16 protein-coding genes and 1 pseudogene are annotated in these 16,826 nt (G+C 60.9%); 14 read left to right on the top strand and 3 right to left on the bottom strand.

Annotated elements, in window-relative coordinates; translation table 11 throughout:
- Positions 1-424 precede the first annotated feature (424 nt).
- The 7 genes and pseudogenes from kdpF (at position 425) to AB8841_RS04695 (ending at position 6,359) form a co-directional block, all read left to right on the top strand.
- A complete protein-coding gene (gene kdpF, locus AB8841_RS04725) occupies positions 425-514 on the top strand; it encodes a K(+)-transporting ATPase subunit F (protein WP_370434684.1) in 90 nt (29 codons plus the stop codon).
- Between the two features lie 16 nt (positions 515-530).
- A pseudogene (locus tag AB8841_RS04720) lies at positions 531-845 on the top strand (xanthine dehydrogenase family protein subunit M); the annotation flags it as partial.
- A gap of 24 nt (positions 846-869) precedes the next feature.
- Positions 870-1,931, top strand: a complete 1,062-nt coding sequence (locus AB8841_RS04715) for a LacI family DNA-binding transcriptional regulator (protein WP_370434683.1) — start codon at positions 870-872, stop codon at positions 1,929-1,931.
- A 15-nt stretch (positions 1,932-1,946) separates the two neighbouring features.
- Positions 1,947-2,720 (top strand): glucosamine-6-phosphate deaminase, encoded by a 774-nt coding sequence (locus AB8841_RS04710; RefSeq protein ID WP_370434682.1) that lies wholly within the window; start codon positions 1,947-1,949, stop codon positions 2,718-2,720.
- Between the two features lie 52 nt (positions 2,721-2,772).
- Positions 2,773-3,963 carry an extracellular solute-binding protein gene (locus AB8841_RS04705; RefSeq protein WP_370434681.1) on the top strand — a complete coding sequence of 397 codons (1,191 nt, stop codon included), beginning with the start codon at positions 2,773-2,775 and terminating at the stop codon, positions 3,961-3,963.
- A 216-nt stretch (positions 3,964-4,179) separates the two neighbouring features.
- The gene (locus AB8841_RS04700; RefSeq protein WP_370434680.1) at positions 4,180-5,082 is read left to right on the top strand and encodes an N-acetylglucosamine-6-phosphate deacetylase; all 903 of its coding nucleotides are present in this window, start codon (positions 4,180-4,182) and stop codon (positions 5,080-5,082) included.
- Positions 5,083-5,162: 80 nt separating this feature from the next.
- On the top strand, positions 5,163-6,359 hold the full coding sequence (locus tag AB8841_RS04695) for an ABC transporter substrate-binding protein (protein WP_370434679.1): 1,197 nt from the start codon (positions 5,163-5,165) through the stop codon (positions 6,357-6,359).
- 117 nt (positions 6,360-6,476) lie between these two features.
- On the opposite strand, the gene cls is transcribed toward AB8841_RS04695, so the two are convergent.
- Positions 6,477-7,913: a cardiolipin synthase gene (gene cls, locus AB8841_RS04690; protein ID WP_370434678.1), complete on the bottom strand. Its 1,437-nt coding sequence runs from the start codon at positions 7,911-7,913 to the stop codon at positions 6,477-6,479.
- A gap of 128 nt (positions 7,914-8,041) precedes the next feature.
- On the opposite strand from cls, the gene AB8841_RS04685 reads away from it, so the two are divergent.
- Positions 8,042-8,215 (top strand): hypothetical protein, encoded by a 174-nt coding sequence (locus AB8841_RS04685; RefSeq protein WP_370434677.1) that lies wholly within the window; start codon positions 8,042-8,044, stop codon positions 8,213-8,215.
- A 127-nt stretch (positions 8,216-8,342) separates the two neighbouring features.
- Here the strand turns inward: AB8841_RS04685 and AB8841_RS04680 are convergent, their stop codons facing one another.
- Together AB8841_RS04680 and AB8841_RS04675 are read right to left on the bottom strand one after the other, a co-directional pair.
- Complete coding sequence (locus AB8841_RS04680; RefSeq protein ID WP_370434676.1) at positions 8,343-9,125, bottom strand: cysteine hydrolase; 783 nt, start codon at positions 9,123-9,125, stop codon at positions 8,343-8,345.
- A gap of 263 nt (positions 9,126-9,388) precedes the next feature.
- Positions 9,389-9,634 carry a hypothetical protein gene (locus tag AB8841_RS04675; RefSeq protein ID WP_370434675.1) on the bottom strand — a complete coding sequence of 82 codons (246 nt, stop codon included), beginning with the start codon at positions 9,632-9,634 and terminating at the stop codon, positions 9,389-9,391.
- Positions 9,635-9,715: 81 nt separating this feature from the next.
- Here AB8841_RS04675 and AB8841_RS04670 point away from each other — a divergent pair, with 81 nt between their 5' ends.
- The 6 genes from AB8841_RS04670 to AB8841_RS04645 all read left to right on the top strand — a co-directional run bounded on the left by AB8841_RS04670 (position 9,716) and on the right by AB8841_RS04645 (position 16,823).
- Positions 9,716-10,420 carry a hypothetical protein gene (locus AB8841_RS04670; RefSeq protein ID WP_370434674.1) on the top strand — a complete coding sequence of 235 codons (705 nt, stop codon included), beginning with the start codon at positions 9,716-9,718 and terminating at the stop codon, positions 10,418-10,420.
- A gap of 8 nt (positions 10,421-10,428) precedes the next feature.
- Positions 10,429-11,085, top strand: coding sequence for a TetR/AcrR family transcriptional regulator (locus tag AB8841_RS04665; protein WP_370434673.1), 657 nt, complete (start codon positions 10,429-10,431; stop codon positions 11,083-11,085).
- Positions 11,086-11,092: 7 nt separating this feature from the next.
- Entirely contained in the window at positions 11,093-12,757 is a 1,665-nt protein-coding gene (locus AB8841_RS04660; protein ID WP_370434672.1) for a thiamine pyrophosphate-dependent enzyme, read from the top strand.
- Positions 12,754-14,064 carry a D-amino acid dehydrogenase gene (locus AB8841_RS04655; RefSeq protein WP_370434671.1) on the top strand — a complete coding sequence of 437 codons (1,311 nt, stop codon included), beginning with the start codon at positions 12,754-12,756 and terminating at the stop codon, positions 14,062-14,064. The genes AB8841_RS04660 and AB8841_RS04655 overlap by 4 nt, the downstream gene beginning before the upstream one ends.
- A 46-nt stretch (positions 14,065-14,110) precedes the next feature.
- A complete protein-coding gene (locus AB8841_RS04650; protein WP_370434670.1) occupies positions 14,111-15,709 on the top strand; it encodes an ABC transporter substrate-binding protein in 1,599 nt (532 codons plus the stop codon).
- A gap of 172 nt (positions 15,710-15,881) precedes the next feature.
- A complete protein-coding gene (locus tag AB8841_RS04645; RefSeq protein ID WP_370434669.1) occupies positions 15,882-16,823 on the top strand; it encodes an ABC transporter permease in 942 nt (313 codons plus the stop codon).
- The last annotated feature ends 3 nt before the right edge of the window (positions 16,824-16,826 follow it).

The raw sequence follows: 16,826 nt of genomic DNA, 5'->3' as shown, positions 1-16,826 counted from the left end.
AGCCCGCCAGATCGCGACGAAGACTGGCGGGCTTAGACATTGCGTCTCCTGTGCGGGCAAGCCTGAATCGCGCCCAACGAGTTCGGTTCGTCTCGCTCAAGGGCCGACATTCGTTAAGCGGTCGGAGCGGCAATTTTGACCCCGAGCCGACCTTGCTAATGTTCGCTTTGACACCGATGGATGGTCTCTGAGGCGGACCGCGATGGATGCCGTCCCATGCCGGTACAAAGCGGCTTTTATGCCGTCTTTATTTCCGGGGCCGCACTTCCCAATCGAGATTTGATGGCCTCCGGGCGTAGCGTTCGGCACTCACGTTAGGGTGCTGTCATGTACGACCTTGTCTATCTTCTCGTCGGCCTCGGGTTCTTTGCGCTGATGGCGCTGTATGCCCGCGCCGCCGAACGGCTCTGAGGGAGGCCAAGCCATGTTCCTCGATCTTCTTCTCGGCGGCATCGTCGCCTTGGGCCTCGCCGTTTACCTCGTCCTGGCGCTGCTCAAGCCGGAACGGTTCTAGGAGGCTGGCCCCATGACCCTGTGAGCTCATTACGGCACCGACCTTGCCACCGCCCACCGGCGGCCGGCAGATCTACCGCAAGGTGCGAGACCGCGCATCTTACGCCTTTGCTCTCGTCGCGGTGGCGGCGATCATTCAGCGGGACGGCACAGGACGCGTCGCTGTGGGCGGCGTGGCGCATAAACCTTGGCGGATCGAAGAGGCCGAATCCGATCTGCCGCGCGGACCCAAGATTGTGATTGAACAGCTGCTCGCCGACGCCAAGCAGGCGCACGATAGCATGGGCTGTAGGAGTTCGCTTGACAGGATCCTTATGCAACCGGTTACATAAGAGGCCTTGACGAGGAGCTTCGGTTTGACAGGCCTCCCAAAGGGACTGCCTACGATCAGCCAAGTGGCGGAAGCTGCTGGCGTTTCGCGCGCCACCGTTTCGCGGACTTTCAGCCGGCCCGACCTCCTGAAGACTGAAACAATAAAACGTGTCCACGAAGTGGCCGAAAAGCTCGGCTATGTCCCGAACCAGGTTGCGCGCGCCTTAAGTACGGGTCGCGCGGGTAATATCGCCCTCGTGGTCCCGGATATCGCCAATCCCTTCTTCCCGCCGCTCATTCGCGCCGCGCAGGCTCACGCCGATCACGTGGGCTATGCAGTCTTCCTGGGCGACTCGGACGAGCAGCCGGAGCGTGAAGACATGCTTCTGACCAAGATGGCGGCGCAGGTGGAAGGCTTCATCCTGGCCTCGCCCCGCCTTGACGAGGGGAGGGTGCGAGCTCACGCGGCGCGCCGTCCTTTGGTTTTGATCAACCGGGATATCGAGGGGCTGCCGCGAATTCTGATGGATGTCAGCGCAGGGATCGCCGCCGCCATCGAGCATCTTGCGAGCCTGGGCCACCGCGACATCGCCTACGTGAGTGGTCCACCCGCCTCCTGGGCCAACGAGCAGCGCCAGCAAGCTGCCATCTCGACTGCCGAAGAACTCGGAATCCGTCTGACCTCCGTTCCTGCTTATCACCCGAATTACGAGGCTGGCCGGAAGGCGGCCGGTGAACTCGCGAAGATGCCTGTCACGGCAACGGTCGCGTTCGACGATCTCGTGGCTCAGGGCATCATGGCCGGCCTTGCCGATCTCGGTTGGCGCATTCCCCAAGACATGAGCATCGTCGGATTCGACGACGTGCTGGCAGCCACGACCTATCCGCCCTTGACGACGGTTGCTGCGCATAGCGCCGATGCAGGTACGCAGGCCGTGAAGCTGCTGACGGAGGTCCTGAGCAAGGACCAGATCCAGGACGAACGTATCATCATCCCGACGGAACTCATTGTTCGGGCAACGACGGGCCGACCGGCAAAGCGGCCTCACACCGAGGATGCCAAACCCCGATCCATGCCACGGACGAGAGCTCATAACAGAAGCTGAAACGAACAGGACCCCATGAAACTCCACCTTTATCCGACAAAATCAGCCCTTGGAGAAGCCGCCGCCGCGATGGGCGCCCAGGCCATTCGCGACGCGATCGCGGCAAAGGGCCGGGCTCGCATCATTATCGCAACCGGCGCAAGCCAGTTTGAAATGCTTGATGCCCTCGTGCGAGAGCCGGATATCGACTGGTCGAAGGTGACAGGATTCCATCTCGATGAGTATATCGGGATGTCGGATAGGCATCCGGCAAGCTTCCGGCGCTATCTGCGTGAACGATTCACGTCGAAGCTCCCGACCCTGGGCGCGTTTCATTTTATCGAAGGGGATGCGCGCGATCTCAAGGCGGAGGTGTCACGGATCGGGGACTTGGTCAAGGCGCACCCGATCGACGTGACCTTCGCCGGCATAGGGGAGAACGGGCACCTCGCCTTCAACGATCCGCCAGCCGATTTCAATGTGGATGATCCATACATCGTCGTTCAACTCGATGATGTCTGCCGACGGCAGCAATTCGGGGAAGGATGGTTCCCGACATTCGACGACGTGCCGCAGACCGCCATTTCCATGAGTATTCGCCAGATCATGGCCAGCGACCTCGTCGTCCTGTCCGTGCCCGACGCGCGAAAGGCCGATGCGGTTCAAAAGGCGCTGGAGGGGCCGGTCACCCCAGCTTGTCCAGCGTCTATCCTTCAAAGGCATCCGGCCTGCCACGTGTTTCTCGACCCTGCATCTGCCGGCAAGCTCTCATCGACTTCTCTTCTTGGAGCAGATCGGGATCCGGAGTGAGGCGGACCAGGGCGGGTCTCAAGAGAACAACCAGAGGAAGGAGCAACGTCCAATGAGTACAAAACTGAGAAACGCGTTGAGTGCAGCCGCGTGCCTGACGGCTGGAGTCGTTCTGACCACCGGCAGCTTTGCCCAAACTCCCGCGGCCAAGCCGAAAGCCCCTCTCACCATCAATGTCATCGACGTGGCTGGCGATCTCCAGATCAGTCAGCCAGCCATCGAAAATTTCAAGAAGGATCATCCGGATCTCGTCTCGCGTTTCGTTTTCACGAAGGCGACCGCACCGGAGCTTGCTGCGAAGTTGAAGGCGCAGCAGGACGCAGGTCGTGTTGACATCGACTTCGTCCTGACCGGCAACGATGCCTTGGCGGCCGGCATGGAACAGGGCATCTGGCTCGAGATCCTGCCGAAATACCAGGATCGTTTCCCGGACCTGGAGAAGCTCTATCATCCGGGGGCCTATGCAATGCAGAAGATGGGCCGAGGGCAGGCCTTCGTGATCGACTGGTATCCGTCCGGTCCGCTGCTCGAATATGCGCCGGACCGCGTCAAGGACCTTCCCGATACGGCGGAAGGGCTGCTCGCCTGGTGCAAGGCGCATCCAGGCAAGTTCATGTACGCGCGTCCGTCGAACTCCGGACCGGGCCGCACATTCGTGATGGGGCTCCCCTACCTCCTGGGTGACAAGGATCCGATGGATCCCGTCAATGGCTGGGAGAAGACGTGGGCCTATCTCAAGCAACTCGACGGCTGCATCGACTACTATCCTGGCGGCACGACTGCAACGATGAAGGAGCTGGGCGAGGGGTCGCGCGACATCATCGCGACCACGACGGGATGGGACATCAACCCGCGCTATCTCGGCATCGTGCCCGAGGAGTTCAAGGTCGCGACCCTCAAGGGCTTCCACTGGGTGGGCGATGCCAACTACATGGCTATTCCCAAAGGCGTTTCCCAGGAGAAGGTCGATGCCCTTCTTCAGATGATCGCATACCTTCTCAAGCCGGAGCAGCAAGCGTACATGTACGATCACGGCTACATGTATCCGGGGCCCGCCATTCATGGGGTGCCACTCGAAATGGCCCCGAAGGAAAGCCAGGACACCATCAAGAAGTTCGGCCGGCCGGAATATGCGAGCATGATTGCCGACAATCCGATTGAGCCGCCACTCGATGCAAAGCCTCTGGTGGCAATGTTCGACAAGTGGGACCGCGAGATCGGCAGCGCGAAGATGAAGCAGTAGCGGCTCTTCCAGCAACCACTTTTCCATGGAATCACGGGACGCGGAATCATGGGCGGCGCATGCCGCCCATGATTAACCGCGAGAGCGGAGTTCTCGATGCAGAGCAGGGGCCTTCTCGACCTTCAGGTCAACGGCTTCGCCGGGGTCGACTTCAATGCGCCGGATCTGGACGCGGATGCGCTGGATCGTGCTCTTGCGGCGATGCTCGGTACGGGGGTGACGACCTGCCTGCCAACGATCATCACAGCGTCTGCCGAGGACCTGGCCAAACGCTTTGCCGCACTGGACCGCGCGGTGGCGGAGAGCCGGCTGGGCCCGATCATGGTGCCGGGATACCATCTCGAAGGCCCTTTCTTGAACCCAGCGGATGGTTATGCGGGTTGTCATCCGCCGCAGGCTATGACGGCGCCAGACGCCGAACTTGTCTTCGGGCTCGAAGCGGACCTGTCGCGGCCGATTCTCCTCGTGACACTCGCGCCCGAGCTGCCGGGCAGCGAAGCCGTCATTCGAGTGCTGAGTAGGGCCGGGAAGATCGTCGCTGTCGGCCATTCTTCCGCCGATGCGGATACGGTTGCGATGGCGGCTGAGGCGGGTGCACGCATGTCCACGCATCTCGGCAACGGCGTTCCGCAGACGCTGCATAAACTCGACAACACGATCTTTGCCCAGCTCGCCGAGGAGCACTTGCATGCGAGCTTCATCGCCGATGGCATTCATCTCCCACGACCGGCGCTGAAAACGATGCTTCGTGCGAAAGGGATCGATCGCTCCATTTTGGTGTCGGATGCGGTTTCCGCCGCTGCCGCTTGCCCTGGACGCTATTCCTTCGCCGGAATGGACATCGAGCATGGGACGGACGGCAGTGTCCGGCTGCCGGGCAGCCGTTATCTTGCCGGCTCCGCGCTGACCCTGGACCAGGCAGTCGGTAACGTCGTGCGATGGCAGCTCGCAAGCCCTGAAGAGGCGATCCGGATGGCCTGCGATAATCCTCGATCGATGCTGGCTCCGGCATTGAGAGCACACGGATTACCCATCCCCCCGGCGGGGCATGTCAGCTGGTCTGAGGATGGAGAGATTCTGCAGGTCGAACACGGAGGCACCGTGCATCGTCGAACGTAGCGGCTGGGTCGATATGCGCTGAAGAAGGACGTCATCGGCCGGAACGCGTGTCGTGTAACAAACCAGAAGGGGAAGAAGACATGGAAGGTCAGCAGAAGCACATCGATCGCCGTACACTCATTGGGGGCGCTGCCAGTATGGCCGTCCTGGCCTCCACGGGCGCCCGCGCCCAGGGACTTGCTCTTCCGAAATCGCCTGTAGCACTCAACGTGATCGATGTGGGCGGCGCTCTTGCGCTGATGCAGAAGGCCTTCGAGGAGTACCGGAAGGCCAAGCCCGACCTCGTGTCCCGTATCACCTACGTCAAGGCACCGGCCCCCGAGCTGGCGTCCAAGGTCAAGGCCCAGCAGAACGCCGGCCGCATTGATATCGACATGGTGCTGACGGGAAGCGACGGTCTCGCGGCCGGACTGGACCAGGGCCTCTGGATCAAGCTCCTTCCCACCTATGCCGACAAGTTCCCTGGCATCGAGGAGAATTACGAGCCTGCCGCTTTGAACCTGCATCGGGCCCAGGGCCAAGGCTATGGAGTGGTGATCAACTACTATCCGTCCGGTCCGCTCCTCGAATATGCGCCCGAACGCGTGAAGGATGTGCCGACGACCGCGGAAGAACTGCTCGCCTGGGCGAAGGCGCATCCCAGCCGCTTCATGTATGCCCGTCCTGCCAATTCGGGGCCGGGCCGAACCTTCATGATGGGACTGCCTTATATCCTTGGAGACAAGGATCCGATGGATCCCGTCAACGGTTGGGAGAAAACCTGGTCTTATCTGCGCGAATTGAACTCTTCCATCGAATACTATCCCTCCGGAACCACGGCCACGATGAAGGAGTTCGGGGAAGGTTCCCGCGATATCATCATCTCCACGACGGGCTGGGACATCAACCCGCGCGCGCTCGGCATCGTGCCGAAGAGTGCCCGGATCGGAACTCTCAAAGGCTTTCACTGGGTCTCCGATGCATTCTTCATGGTCGTGCCCAAGGGTGTCGCGGATGAGAAGCTCGCTGTCCTCGTCGACCTGATGGCCTTTTTGCTCAAGCCCGAGCAGCAGGCTTTCTCCTACGATGAGGGATACCTTTATCCGGGGCCTGCCGTAAAGAACGTGCCGCTCTCCATGGCGCCCAAGGAAAGCCAGGACGTCATCAGGGAGTTCGGCCGGCCCGAATATGCGGAACTGATCAGCGGGAATCCGATCGAATTGCCGCTGCCCCCCGAAAAAATGGTCGTCGCGTTCCGTCGCTGGGACGAGGAGATCGGCTCCAAGAAAGGCAAGTGAAACGCGCCGGTCTTTTATCGGCGATGAGCGATTTTGCGTTGCTCATCGCCGAGGCGCCGGCCGAGCTGCCATCGTCATTCACTCAGACGTCAAAGGAAAAATCGCAGTGCCAACGCATCACAAAAGAGGCGTGAGGAGGCGGGCGATGTTCTCGATAATTTTCCTTGCAAACGAGCGCGACTTCCACTGTTCGCCTCGCAGGAGATCGGAGCTCGCGAAGTAGCGGGCTTGCACGTCGATGAGCCGCGCCGTCAGTTCGCGGTCGAATAGCACCAGGCTGATCTCGGAATTTAGCGTGAACGAGCGCATATCCATGTTGCTCGATCCAATCAGGGCAATATCCTGGTCGATACTCAGGTGCTTGGCGTGGAGGAGCTTGTCCCGGTAAAGGTGGATCTTGATCCCGGCCTCGAGAAGCTCCGTGTAGTAAGAGCGTTGCGCCAGATGAACCAGCATTTGGTCAACAGGCTTCGACAACACAATATGGACCTCAACTCCGCGCAGTACCGCCGTTTCCAGCGCATGAAGCAGCGCCTCGCTCGGGACAAAGTACGGCGTTGTGATCACGACCTTTTCCCGGGCTCCATGAATGAAGGCCTCGATGACACGTTCGACCCCAGCCGCAGGATAGTCTGGGCCGCTCGGCAGGGCTTGTGCAACAACATTGCCGCCGTGGACCGGATCCGGGAACAGGCCAGGCTCCTTGAGCACCTGGTCCGTCTCAAGGAACCAGTCGGCCACGAAGACGGCTTGCAGCTCAAGTACGACAGGTCCGCGGACCCGGACGACAAGCTCCTGGTTGGTGACACGCGGGTTGAAGTCGGCGTCAACGATGTTCTGGGACCCGACATACCCGATCTGACCGTCGATCACGGCGATCTTGCGGTGGTTCCGCAGGTCGGCACGGGTCGATCTGCGGCGCAGCAACCTGACGGGAAGCACGAGATGGGCTGATACGCCAACCCCTACGAGAGCCTTGATGACCTGTGGGGCCCAGGCGTGCGAGCCCAGCGCATCGATGAGGACCCTGCATACGACGCCCCGCTCGACGGCACGCGCCAGGGCCGCGATGATCGTTTTGCCGCTGGTGTCAAAGGCGAAGATGTAAAAGAGCAGATGGACGTGATCAGTGGCGGCGTCGATGTCGGCTGCGATGCGCTCGAGGGTCTCATCATATTGATCAAGAAGGTCGGCTCCGTTGCCGTTCAGAGCTGGGAAATGGCCAAGATTTTGGATCAGCCGAGCGGCTTGCGCCAAGTTGGATGGCAGATTCGGCTCTTGGCGGGCATTGAGCTCTCTCACGCGGGCGACTTCCCGTTTGAGCACATGGGGCAGTTTCGCGAATTGCATGCGCCGCCATTTCGGGTAGTCAGGCCGCCCAATGAGAAGATAGAGGGCGAGCGCCGGCCAGGGCAGAAAAAACCCAAACAGCAGCCACCCCTTTGCGGCTTCGGGAGACCGGCGGGACGGGATGATCGCCAGCATCAGTACCCTGATGATCCACTCGGACATCAGGTAAAGGCTCGCCCATGAGAATGCGCTGGTCAGATCCATCAGGCTGCTGTCCAGGTCCTAGGATGGCAAGGTCCGCTCCAATTTTTGCGTGACCGCACCCAAGTGACAAGCCTCATCTGCCTTGGGAGTGGGAGCCGAGATCCCGATGCCGGCCTCGGCCTACATTCATGCGGCAGTTGATCTGGGTGCTGAGTGGATCCCTCGTCTTCCTGAAGGGCTCGGCCCGTCATGAAACGGAGGAGGGGGATTGTCTCGAGTTGGGACCGCCGAGCGACTGCGTGTTCAAGAACGAGAGTGCCGCGCCCTGCACCTACGCTGTGGCGATCCTGAGCAATCCATAGGGTAAACTCGGGTTCCTATCACGACCGTACTGCAGGCATGATCCACTTGGACCGGGCTTGCAGCGGCTTCAATGAAGAGCCAGCCTCAGCCGGGGCTGGCTTGGCTGTATCGGGGCGCCGTTCCGTTTCAAGCCGGCTGGGACAGGAGCCTGACGAAGTGATCCGATGAGATCACGGGCGCGAAGAAATTGTTGATCCGCTCGTAGGCGGCCGCTTGCTGCTCAGGCTTCTGCGTTGCGGTCGCGTCGCCGATGACGATCGGGAGATAGCCGTTGTCTCGGGCAGCCCGGGCATTGCCTTCGATGCACCAATCGAGGTGGATGCCCGTCAGAACGATGACCTCGATTTTATTGCGCGACAGCTCGAGCGGAAGCTGGGTTCCGACAAACGCCGTCTGAAGAGCGAGTTCGTTGAACTGGAGGTCGCCCGGCTGGACCAGCGCTTTCAACTCGTCGACGAGCTCATTGTCGGCCTTCTTCTTCGCCTCGTCGAAAGTCAGACCTTCGACCCAGGTCTCGTACTGGACCTTGTCGAAGATCGATTGCGGGTAATTTTCCCGGAAGACCGAGTACCCGATCCAGCTGAACGACTTGAAGTTGGCGGCTCTTCGGGCGGCTTCGGCGGCCTTGACGGTTGCCTCGATGGTGCCCCGTTCCCACTGCCGCTCGGCCGCTTGGGCACCCCATGGGCGATAGAGGGAGTTGTTCTGGCTGATCGAGGCGAACGCGGCCGGCCGCTTCAGGATCTCGGCGAGGTTGAGCTTCTTCCATTGCGGCGCGAGCTCGGGGATCGGGGCAGGCGTAAATGTCTTCTGGCTTTCCTGAGCGGAGACCTGGGATCCGACGGCGGTTGTTGCGGCGAGCCCTGCGGCTACGGCGAGCAGCTCACGGCGGGAGGTTGTCGCTGTCATTGTTCATGTCCTCTTTCTTGCGCAGATGGTGAAGACATGCATTAGAGGTCGATCGGCAGTGTATCGGCAAGTAGAATGAGAATGCTTTTTTCGCGTCATCCTTAGGAAATTCATGCACGGTGAAGGGCGCAGAGAAGAAATCTGTTTCCCGATTACTCGCGCGAGCGAATTGTTTCAGCCCGTAGAAAGACGAAGTGAGGGGCTCCCTATCGAAATTTTTCCGATCTCCGCTCCGTTGACAAGAATGTGACCGTGTGGTCACATTACGCATCAGTCATGCAGGCTCGCCGTTTCTGCGGTGAAAAAAGCGGATTAAGGCAATGACGCTTGGAGTAGCGGCAAGAGGTGAGAATGCAGGTGCGGCGGTTCAGGCCGCGATCCTCGGTGCCGAGCTTCTCGGCCACGGCGCTATCGGAGGATTCGCTGTCTTCGCAATCCTGGACAATCAGGGGCATGTGCAGTACCGCACGACCCAGAGAGGCGGGATCGGCAAGCTCGATTTGCCCCAAGATTGGAGCCAGGCCCGTTATGCGGCTGCGATCTCAAGCGGGCCGGATCGGCCTGAACCTCTCGAGCAGTTTCTTCCTGGCATGAACAAGGTAGGCTTCGTTACTGGCCACCGTCTCCCCAACACGCCTGACATCCACGGGATGCCGCTCAATCAGGCGGTACTGGCTCGTCTCGCGGCAGGAGAAGCGCCTCAGGATGCCATCGATGCGGCTCTTTCCGAGTGCCCGGAGATCGACGCAGGGTTGATCGCCATGGACACGTCAGGCCGCATCGGCTTTGGCAACAGCGTTCGCGTGGCGCGACGTACGGATTGCGGTGTGGCCGAGCGCAGATCGGATGTCGCTCAACTTGTCTTGTTGCACAACTCGATCTTCTCAGCAGGGTCATTTGCGGAAAAGCTCGCAGATCTCGCCTGGTCCCATCTTGCAGGAGCGCCGACGAGTACCCGTCTGCTCTTCGTGCGGCAACGCACTCCGATCCGTCTCTCGGCCAGAGACCGTGTCCACGTGACAGCCGACGGAACGATCACCGCAATCGAGAGTGCGAATCTCCGACTGCAGTCGGCGCACCGCCGTGCAACGGCGATCTATCTAGGCAGTGAAATATGGCAGGACGGGCAGTTGATCGGTTGGGCAGCGACGGAGTTGTTGGCCGAGACGTCGGAGGGATGGCTCCCGAAGGAGGCTGAGAGCCCTCCAATGCCTATCGTCATGGAAGCCGTCCGGACGAGTCATATCACACCACATGCTTTCTCTTCGCGGCTCAAGCAGGATGGAACACATTGAAAAAGAGCATGTCCCGTCGCGAGCGAACCGAGAGACAAATTCTCGATGCGCTCGAAGCCCAGATTCGAGAGACCGGCATGGGCGGCGTCGGGATCAATGCGATCGCGAGCCGGGCAGGGGTCAGCAAGGAGCTGATCTATCGATATTTCGATGGGATGCCCGGATTGCTCCTGGCCTGGATGCAGGAGCAGGACTTTTGGACGAGCCACCGCGACTTGCTCGCCTCCGGTGAGTCCAGCCAGCAATCTCCCGGGACGCTCATCCTTTCGATGCTGAAGGCTCAGATCGAGGCATTGGGGAGAAACGAAACGCTCCGCGAAATTCGCCGGTGGGAGCTCATCGAAGTCAACGATGTGACGGCAAAGCTGGCAAACCGACGTGAAAAGGCCGCTCGGGCCTTCATCGACCGCATCGACGGACTGACCCCCGCCATGGATGTGCCGGCGGTCGTGAGCATCATGCTGGCTGGTGTTCTGTACCTCATGCTGCGTTCCAAGACGGAGAGCCATTTTCTGGGTGTCCCGCTGCGGACGGACGAGGGATGGCAACGGCTTTATGCTGCGCTCGAACACATCGTCCAAGCATTTCCGCCGGATCTGAACCGGGAGCCGCTGTCGACAATGGAAGCCCGGCGCGAATCCACAAAAGGCCCAAAGAAGGAATGATGCTGCGATGAGACGGGCAGCTGATCTGTTGATCGATACGCTAATTCTCCATGGCGTCGACCGTGTGTTCTGTGTTCCCGGGGAAAGCTATCTGAGCGTGCTCGATGGCTTCTCCGAGTGCTCGACCGTGGACGTCGTCACGTGCCGCCATGAGAGCGGCGCCGGCTTCATGGCTCTGGCGGACGCGCGTTTGACGGGCCGCCCCGGCATTGCCTTCGTAAGCCGTGGACCCGGCGCCATGAACGCGGCGATTGCTGTGCACTCGGCGGAGCAGGACGCCGTTCCGCTGATCCTGTTCGTGGGGCAGGTCGAGCGCGAACATCGGCATATGGGAGCGTTTCAGGAGGTCGATTACGAGCGCGTCTTCGGATCCATGGCGAAATGGGTCGTCGAGGTCGATCATGCGGAACGACTGCCCGATATCGTCGCGACGGCCTTCCACGCGGCCCAGAGCGGCACGCCGGGACCCGTCGTGGTCGCCTTGCCCGAGGACATGCTCGAAGACATGATCGATCGCGCTCCCGCGCGGCCATTGCCGCTGCCTGCAGCGGGGCCTTCCGAAGATATGTTGCAGGACGTCGCGGCGAGGATTGCTGAGGCGCGAAAGCCGCTGATCATCGCCGGCGGCCTTCTGAAGAACTCCGAAGGACAGGCGGCTCTACGCGACCTTGCAGAAGCATTCGGCATTCCAGTCGCGACGGCGGTCCGGCACGCCGATCTGATTCCGAATGCGCACTCGCTCTATGCAGGCCACCTTGTTTATGGTGCTCCGAAGGAACTCGCCACAGCGATCGGGCAGGCCGATCTCGTCATCGCGGTCGGAAGCAGGCTGGGAGATGTGACGACGCAGGGCTTCCAGTTTCCCGCGGCACCCAAGCCGGCCCAACCGCTCGTCCATGTCTGGCCTGACGCCACCGTCGTCGGGCGAATCCGCCATGTGGATCTTGGAATCGTTTGCGACCCGGCTCGCTTTCTTAGAGGATTGCGCATTCATGCTCCCGACCATGTTCCGGATCGCCGTATGGAATGGAGCCGGCATCTGCATGCCGTCGCGACGGGGCTCAGGCACAGAGACGGTCCCGCGGATGCCGACGACGGTGTCGTCTTCGCCGCCGCCGTTCAGGCCGCCGACCGCATTCTTCCCGACGATGCAATCATCACAATCGATTCTGGAAACTTCGGCGGTTGGGTCCAGCGGCTGATGCGCTTTGGCGGCGGGCGCACGATGCTTGCCCCGTCCTCGGGCGCGATGGGATACGGTGTCCCGGCCGCGGTTTCCGCAAGTCTGCGCTGCCCCGGTCGCGATGTCGTCTGCTTCGTCGGCGATGGCGGGTTCCTCATGACCGGGAACGAGCTTGCCACGGCGATGCAGACGGGCGCGCGTCCGATCCTGGTCATCGCCGACAACGGGTCCTATGGCACGATCCGAATGCACCAGGAGAAGCTCTTTCCCAGGAGGGTCAGTGCAACGGCCCTGGTCAACCCGGATTTTCCGAAGCTCGCAGAGACGTACGGTGCCTTAGGCATCCTGGTCGAGCGCAGTGATCAGGTGGAGGACGCATTTCAAAGGGCATTGGCGTCGGGGAGGGCGTCTGTCATCTCCGTTCGGACGAGCCTCGAGCATATTTCCGCCGCGTCCACGATCACTCAACTGCGGAAGCATTCATCATGAGGATCATTGTCGTCGGCGCAGGAATCATCGGCCTGACAACCGCGTACTATCTCTCGCGCGAGGGTCATTCGGTGACGGTCGTCGACAGTGGCGAGGGCGCCGGGCAGCGAACCAGCAAGGCGAATGGCGCGCAGCTGAGCTACAGCTTCGTGTCGCCCTTGGCGGATCCCGGTATTCTGCCGAAGCTCCCTTCCTGGCTCCTCGATCGCAACTCGCCTCTCAGCTTCCGGCTGAAAGCGGATGTGGAGCAGTGGCGATGGCTCTTCGCATTCTTGAAGGTCTGCCGGGCCAGTAAGGCGCAGAGGACCACTGCGGAGCTCCTGCAGCTCGGCATGTACAGCCGGGAGCTGATTCACCAGCTTGTGCACGAAGAGCGTCCCAGTTTCCACTTCGAGTCGTCCGGCAAGCTGCTCGTTTATCAGGATGTGAAATCCTTCGCGGCGGCCCAAGCGCAGATGGTCTACCAAGCGTCCCTCGGGTGTAGCCAGACGCTTCTGACGCCTCGGGAATGCCTTGAACGCGAGCCGGCGCTCGAAGCCATCGGCGGCACGATCGCCGGTGGGATCTTCACGCCGACGGAAGATGCCGGCGACTGCCTGCAGCTATGCGGCGAGCTGGAGCGGATCATGAGATCGGGGCCGAACCCGGTCACGTTCCTGTATCGGACCACCGTTGACGGCCTGCGGAGCGAGGGAGGTCGGATCGTCGGCCTGCGGACATCACAGGGGGACATCACGGCCGATGGCTACGTCATCGCCAATGGGATCGGAGCTCAGCGCCTGGCGAGACAGGTCGGGATCAACCCTTATGTCTATCCGCTCAAGGGCTATAGCCTCACCTATGACCTTGAGCCCGACAGCCAAGCCCCCAGAACAAGCGTGAGCGACCTCAGAAACAAGGTGGTCTATGCACGGCTTGGCAATCGCCTGCGGGTCGCCGGCATGGTCGACATCGGGGATACGACAGCGTCGATCGCTCCCCACAGGATTACGTCTCTTCGGCAGAATGTCAGGGCATTCCTTCCGCATCTCAATCCGGCAGGAGAGCCAGAGGCCTGGGCGGGGCTGCGGCCGGCGAGACCGGACGGCAAGCCGATCATCGGCGCGACCCGCTTCCGGAACCTCTGGCTGAACGTCGGTCACGGCGCCCTCGGGTTCACACTCGCGGCAGGGAGCGCCGGCCTCTTGGCCGATCAGATCGCCGGGAGACCTGCCCGTATTCCCGCATCCGTCTTCGGACTGCAAGGAGCCGGAGGAGAATTGTCTTCAAGTGAGTCAAGGGCAAACGCTCGAAGAAGCGCTGCTTGAACCACGCCATGTGCCGAACGGCATCTTCAAAAAAGAGGGAAATCTGATGTTAAGCAAAGTCGAACGAGTCGCTCGTTACAAGGCCCTTGGCGCGAGCGCGGCATTATCAGTCGCCTTGCTCGTCGCCATGCCGGTCCACGCGCAGACCATAACCGCCGTCATGCAGTCCGGACTCCGGGTCATGGATCCGGTCGTCAGCACTGCCTTCATCACCCGCGATCACGGTTACATGATCTACGACACCTTGCTGGGGATGAACGAGGCGTTCGAGATCAAGCCCCAGATGGCTGAGAAGTGGGAGGTTTCCGAGGATCGGAAGACCTACACGTTCACCCTGCGCGATGGACTGAAATGGCACGATGGTGCGCCTGTCACCTCGCAGGATTGCGTGGCATCGATCAAGCGCTGGGCACAACAGGACTCCACGGGCCAAGTCCTGATGACCATGGTGTCCGATATCGCCGTCGTGGATGACAAAGCCTTCAAGGTCGTCCTCAAGGAGCCGACTTCGCTGCTTCTCGAGAGCCTTGCGAAGCTCAGCTCGCGACCGGCTTTCATCATGCCGAAGCGGATCGCAGAGACACCGGCCTCGGAACCGATCAAGGAATTTGTAGGCTCGGGGCCCTTCAAGTTTGTCGCGCCGGAGTTCAAGCCGGGGCTCAAAGTCGTCTACGAGAAGAACAGGGACTATGTCCCGCGTTCCGAGCCGGCGAGTTGGACCGCGGGCGGCAAGGTCGTGAACGTGGACCGCGTTCAATGGGTCGCCATGCCCGACCAGATGACGCCGGTCAATGCCCTCCTGAACGGAGAGATCGACTTCATTCAGCAAGTGCCTTTCGATCTGCTGCCGATGCTCGAGAACAACGGCGACGTCAATGTTGAGGTGTTGGATAAGCTGGGCAACTGGACCTACTACCGGTTCAACCATTTGCATCCCCCGTTCAACAACAAGCTGGTGCGGCAGGCCGCGATGTATGCCGTCGGTCAGGACGACGTGCTCAAGGCGCTGGTCGGCAATCCAAAGTATGCGAAAACCTGCGCTGCCGTGTTTGGTTGCGATACCCCTTACGCGGATTCTTATGGTCGGGATGTTGTCATTCCTTCGAATATCGAGAAGGCGAAGGCTCTCCTGAAAGAGGCAAAGTACGACGGCACCCCAGTCGTGGTCCTGCAGCCGACCGATCTCGCCATGGTGGCGCCGCAGCCGATCGTGATTGCGTCCGCCCTCCGCAAGGCGGGATTCAAGGTCGATCTCAAGACCATGGACTGGCAAACGGTCGTGACACAGCAGGGCAACCAGAAGCCGCCCTCGGAAGGTGGCTGGAACATCTTCTCGACCTACAGCACGCTGGCAACCAGCGGAAATCCGTTCGGCAACACCACGGTGGCCGCGAACGGCACCAAGGCCTGGGCCGGATGGCCGGATGTGCCCGAGATCGAGAGACTGCGTCTGGAATTCGCCCGCGCAAGCGACGAGGCCACACGCAAGGCAATCACGACCCAGATCCAGAAGCTCGCTATCGACGAGGGCGTCGTCGGGCCACTTGGGCAATTCTCCGTGCCGGCGGCGTACAGCAAGAAGCTGACTGGTGTTTTGGCATCCCCGATCACGGTGTTCTGGAACGTCAAGAAGTCGGACAAATGAGTGCATCCGGGACCGGATTGTCCGACCCAGGATGAGTCGAGGCCATGAGGGCAGGTAGGCCCTCATGGCCTGTCCGGCGACAGATTCTTCCGCCGTTCTCTCCCCGGACGAGCAGAGAACGGCCTCCCTTTCCAAAATGATCCTCCGAGAGGGGGATGAAGCGAGGATAGCCATGCTGGCCTACATCGCACGACGCCTCGTCGCCACCATTCCAGTGATGGCAATGGTCGCGATCGTGGTGTTTGCCATCCTGCGTCTGACTCCCGGCGATCCGGCAGCCATCATCGCTGGAGACGACGCGACCGCCGAGCAGCTTGAGAAGATCCGCGAAACAATGGGGCTCGACAGACCGATCTATCTCCAGCTGGTGCAATGGATCGCCCGGCTCCTGCAAGGAGATCTCGGCGTCTCTCTCCTGTCCGGAACTCCGGTGCTGGACATGATCAGCGACCGAATGGGACCGACCCTGGCGCTGGCACTGGGAACGATCGTGGTCACCGTCGCCATCGCGGTGCCTCTTGGCATCATTGCCGCATGGCGGCAGGGCAGGCTGCTGGACCGGGCCATCATGACGCTGTCGGTGCTCGGGTTTTCAGTTCCCACCTTCGTGATCGGATATCTGCTGATCTATTACCTGTCGATCAAATTGGGCTTGTTCCCGGTGCAGGGCTACAAACCTCTCTCGGAAGGCTTCTGGCCGTTCGCGCAGCGCCTCGTGCTCCCTGTCCTTGCCTTGAGCGGGGTATACGTGGCGCTGATTGCGCGGATTACGCGCAGCAGCATCATCGAAGTCATGGGCGAGGATTTCATCCGGACCGCCCGTGCTAAAGGAGCCACCGAGCGTGTGGTCCTGATGCGTCACGCCTTGCGCAATGCGGCTGTACCGATCCTGACGATCATCGGTATCGGCATGGCCTCGCTGATCAGCGGTGTGGTCGTAACAGAATCGGTGTTCAATCTCCCTGGAGTGGGTCGTCTCGTTGTCGAAGCCGTGCTGGCGCGCGACTACCCTGTTATTCAGGGGCTGATCCTGCTCTTCTCGTTCGTCTACATCCTCATCAACCTGCTGGTTGATTTGCTGTACCCCGTCTTCGATCCGCGTATCCGCTACTGAGGG

The sequence above is a fragment of the Microvirga sp. TS319 genome, from assembly GCF_041276405.1.
In the GTDB taxonomy this organism is placed as follows: domain Bacteria; phylum Pseudomonadota; class Alphaproteobacteria; order Rhizobiales; family Beijerinckiaceae; genus Microvirga.
Note: the sequence above shows the minus strand (reverse complement) of the source record. Positions and strands in the feature narration are given on the sequence as shown.